Raw genomic sequence first — 4,016 nt, 5'->3', positions numbered from 1 at the left:
GGACTCGCGGGCGCAGGCGCAGCTGCTCCCGGACCTGCCCATGCTGCAGTGCTTCTCGCAGGTGTTGCCGACAACCTGAAGCGTCGCAGCGCGCGTCGGCGCGCTGCGCCCCCCACCGTTCGCCGCCCTCACCGCAGGCCGTTTCCTGACGTGCCGGCCACGCCCACCCGACCACGACGACCGTCTTGAACGGGACGGCGCCGGCCTGCCGCAATTTCCGCCGCCCGTTCAGGGTGAACACGCACGATTTGTGGGCCAGAAAATGCCCGGAAAACGCGCCGCCGGACGCACAACATATTGGGAAAAAAGGCGTTTTACATTAGCCCTCAAACACCCATCGGCACAGATTCCCCCTCCCCCCAATATTTTTTATAACTTGTTGTTAAATAACGAATAAAATTTTTATCCAGAGAATGGTTGACGACCCCACCCCAGCGGCTTAAGGTCTTCCGGTCTTCACAAGATCTAGTGTTTCTCACCCTCCGCCCCACAACACCCCGAAAAACGACCCAGGGAGTACGCGCATCCATGAACAAGGTGGTCGCCATTCACGCCGCAAGCCAAGACCAGGAACTCGTCCCGGCGCAGCCCGCCTCGCTGGACATCTGGGACAAGAAATACCGCCTCAAGGCCAAGGACGGCACGGCCATCGACCGCAACGTGGACGAAACCTACCAGCGCGTCGCCCGCGCCCTGGCCGACGCCGAGGCGCCGGACCTGCGCGAGCACTGGTACGAGCGCTTCCTGTGGGCGCTGCGCCGCGGCGCCATCCCGGCCGGACGCATCACCTCCAATGCCGGCGCCTGGGAATACAAGCCGGCCACCTCCACCATCAACTGCACCGTGTCCGGCACCATCGAGGATTCGATGGACGACATCCTGCACAAGGTCCACGAGGCCGGCCTCACGCTGAAGGCCGGCTGCGGCATCGGCTACGAGTTCAGCACGCTGCGCCCGCGCGGCGCCTACGTGACCGGCGCCGGCTCCTACACCTCGGGGCCGCTGTCGTTCATGGATATCTACGACCGGATGTGCTTCACGGTGTCGTCCGCCGGCGGCCGGCGCGGCGCCCAGATGGCCACCTTCGACGTCGGCCATCCGGACGTGATCGACTTCATCCGCGCCAAGCGCGAGGACGGCCGCCTGCGCCAGTTCAACCTGTCGCTGCTGGTGACGCGCGAGTTCATGGAGGCGGTCAAGGCCGGGGCCGACTGGCCGCTGGCCTTCCCCCTCACCCGGCACGAGGCCGAGGCCGACGGCATCGACGTACACAGCGCCGACAACATCATCTGGCGCGAATGGCCCACCCACCGCAGCTACATCGTCGACGACCAGGGCCTGGTCGCCTGCAAGGTGTACCGCACCATCAAGGCGCGGCGGCTGTGGGACCTCATCATGACGTCCACCTACGACTACGCCGAGCCGGGCTTCATCCTCATCGACCAGTACAACGACCTCAACAACAACTGGTTCTGCGAGAACATCCGCGCCACCAACCCCTGCGGTGAACAGGGCCTGCCGCCGTACGGCGCCTGCCTGCTGGGCTCGGTGAACCTCACCACCTTCGTCGAGGAACCGTTCACGCCGCAGGCGCGCTTCAACTGGGACGAATACCGCGAGGTGGTGCGCGTGTTCACGCGCATGCTCGACAACGTGGTCGAGATCAACGGCCTGCCGCTGCAGCAGCAGCGCGACGAAATCTTCCGCAAGCGCCGCCACGGCATGGGCTTCCTGGGTCTTGGCTCGGCGCTGACCATGCTGCGCCAGCGCTACGGCTCGGCCGAGTCCATCGAGTTCACCGAGGCGGTGGCGCGCGAGATGGCCATCGCCGGCTGGGAAGCCGGCGCCGAACTGGCGCAGGAAAAGGGCCCGGCGCCGATCATGGACGAACAGTTCGAGATCACCCCCGACATGCTGCGCAAGCGTCCGGAACTGGCGGCCGACGGCTACAAGGCCGGCGACACCCTGCCCGGACGCGTGCTGATGGCGCGCTACAGCCGCTACATGCAGCGGGTCGGCGCCGTGCGCCCGGACCTGGTCGACACCATCGCCGAGCACGGCGCGCGCTTCACGCACCACAGCTCCATCGCGCCCACCGGCACCATCTCGCTGTCGCTGGCCAACAACGCCAGCAACGGCATCGAGCCCAGCTTCGCCCACCACTACTTCCGCAACGTCATCCGCGAAGGCCGCAAGACCAAGGAAAAGGTGGACGTGTTCTCCTACGAACTGCTGGCCTACCGGCACCTGGTGAACCCGCGCGCCATTCCCTACAGCGAGGACCCGGCCGAGCAGCTGCCGGCGTACTTCATCACCGCCGAGGACATCACCCCGACCGAGCACGTGGACATCCAGGCCGCGGCGCAGAAGTGGATCGACTCGTCCATCTCCAAGACCGCCAACGTGCCCACGGACTACCCGTTCGAGGACTTCAAGAACATCTACCTGTACGCCTACGAGCAGGACCTGAAGGGCTGCACCACCTTCCGCTTCAACCCGGAGGCGTTCCAGGGCGTGCTGGTGAAGGAGAAGGACCTCGAGAACACCACCTACCGCTTCGAGCTGGAGGACGGCAGCGTCATCGAGGCCAAGGGCAACGAGGAAATCGAATACGACGGCGAGGTGCACAGCGCCGCCAACCTGTTCGACGCCCTCAAAGAAGGCTACTACGGCAAATTCTGACCACCGGAACCCCCGCCATGACCATCCAGATCACCAAGAAAATCACCGGCTATGCCGTGGCACGCGCGGACGAACCGGCGCCGGCCGACACCGCCAAGCCCGCCGGCGCGCCGAACGAGCGCGAGAAGTCCAACGTCATCCAGATGCACGAAAAGCTGGAGCGGCCGGAAACCCTGCGCGGCACCACCTACAAGATCAAGACGCCGCTGACCGAGCACGCCCTGTACGTGACCATCAACGACATCGTGCTGAACCCCGGCACCGAGCACGAGCACTACCGGCCGTTCGAGATCTTCATCAACTCCAAGAACATGGAGCACTTCCAGTGGATCGTTGCGCTCACGCGCATCGTCTCGGCCGTGTTCCGCAAGGGCGGCGACATCACCTTCCTGGTGGAAGAGCTCAAGGCCGTGTTCGACCCGCGCGGCGGCTACTTCAAGAAAGGCGGCCGCTACATGCCGTCCCTGGTGGCCGAGATCGGCGACGTCATCGAACAGCACCTGCGCTTCATCGGCATGCTGCCGGACACCGAACTCGACGCCCGCCAGCTGAAGCTGATCGAGGAAAAACGCACCGAGTACGAAGCCCGCACCGGCCAGAACCAGGCCGACACCGACGCCACCTACCCCGACGGCGCGCAGCTTTGCTACAAGTGCAACACCAAGGCCATGATCATGATGGACGGGTGCCTGACCTGCCTCAATTGCGGCGAGTCGAAGTGCGGGTGAAGGCAAAAGCGTAGCCGCCACGCAGTAACCGGCCCGTTCGGAAGATTCGGCCCCGCGCACCACCACCGTTCATGTGCCCGCTTACGGCCACAGCTTAACGGGCCGCGCGCGCCGGGGGCACGGCGCCGAGTGGATCTTCCGGCCACGGGTGCTTGGGATAGCGCCCACGCATCTGCTTGCGCACGTCGCCGTAGGCGCCGCGCCAGAAGCCGGCCAGATCGGCCGTCACCGCCAGCGGCCGTCCGGCCGGCGAGAGCAGGTGCAGCACCAGCGCCACCCGCCCGCCGGCCAGGCGCGGCGTATCGCGCTGGCCCAGCAGGTCCTGCAGGCGCACCGCCAGCACCGGCGCGTCGGCGGTGTAGTCGATCGCGCGCGGGCGACCATTGACGATGAGCTGCGCCGGCAACTCGGCGTCCAGGCGCCGGCCAAGCGCGTGATCGAGTAGACCGGCCAGGGCCGCCTGCAGCGGGCCGTCGGCCAACGCATCGACCCGTTTGACGCCCACCAGGTACGGCCCCAGCCAACGGGCAAGATCGGCCTCCAGGGCCGCGTCCGACACATCCGGCCAACCGCCCTCCGGCTCCAGGCCGCGCATCAGCGCGACGC

The 4,016-nt window shown here is 66.2% G+C and carries 4 protein-coding genes; 2 read left to right on the top strand and 2 right to left on the bottom strand.

Annotation, left to right across the window (positions count from 1 at the left end; genetic code table 11):
* Window positions 1–241, bottom strand: a 241-nt coding sequence (locus ABYX71_RS10830) for a hypothetical protein (protein WP_372696509.1), incomplete at its 3' end; no start/stop codon positions are given.
* 287 nt (window positions 242–528) lie between these two features.
* On the opposite strand from ABYX71_RS10830, the gene ABYX71_RS10825 reads away from it, so the two are divergent.
* Complete coding sequence (locus ABYX71_RS10825) at window positions 529–2,682, top strand: adenosylcobalamin-dependent ribonucleoside-diphosphate reductase (protein ID WP_372696508.1); 2,154 nt, start codon at window positions 529–531, stop codon at window positions 2,680–2,682.
* A 17-nt stretch (window positions 2,683–2,699) separates the two neighbouring features.
* Window positions 2,700–3,410 (top strand): NrdJb, encoded by a 711-nt coding sequence (locus ABYX71_RS10820; RefSeq protein WP_372696507.1) that lies wholly within the window; start codon window positions 2,700–2,702, stop codon window positions 3,408–3,410.
* A gap of 94 nt (window positions 3,411–3,504) precedes the next feature.
* Here the strand turns inward: ABYX71_RS10820 and ABYX71_RS10815 are convergent.
* Window positions 3,505–4,016: ATP-dependent helicase C-terminal domain-containing protein (locus ABYX71_RS10815; protein ID WP_372696506.1), on the bottom strand; the 512-nt coding region annotated here is incomplete at its 5' end.

It is taken from the genome of Immundisolibacter sp. (assembly GCF_041625615.1).
GTDB lineage: Bacteria > Pseudomonadota > Gammaproteobacteria > Immundisolibacterales > Immundisolibacteraceae > Immundisolibacter.
The sequence above is the reverse complement of the archived record's forward strand: the minus strand, read 5'-3'. Positions and strand labels throughout refer to the sequence as shown.

Coding starts and splice junctions, on each gene's coding strand:
- ABYX71_RS10825 (WP_372696508.1), top strand. CDS start 529: ATGAACAAGGTGGTCGCCATTCACGCCGCAAGCCAAGACCAGGAACTC.
- ABYX71_RS10820 (WP_372696507.1), top strand. CDS start 2,700: ATGACCATCCAGATCACCAAGAAAATCACCGGCTATGCCGTGGCACGC.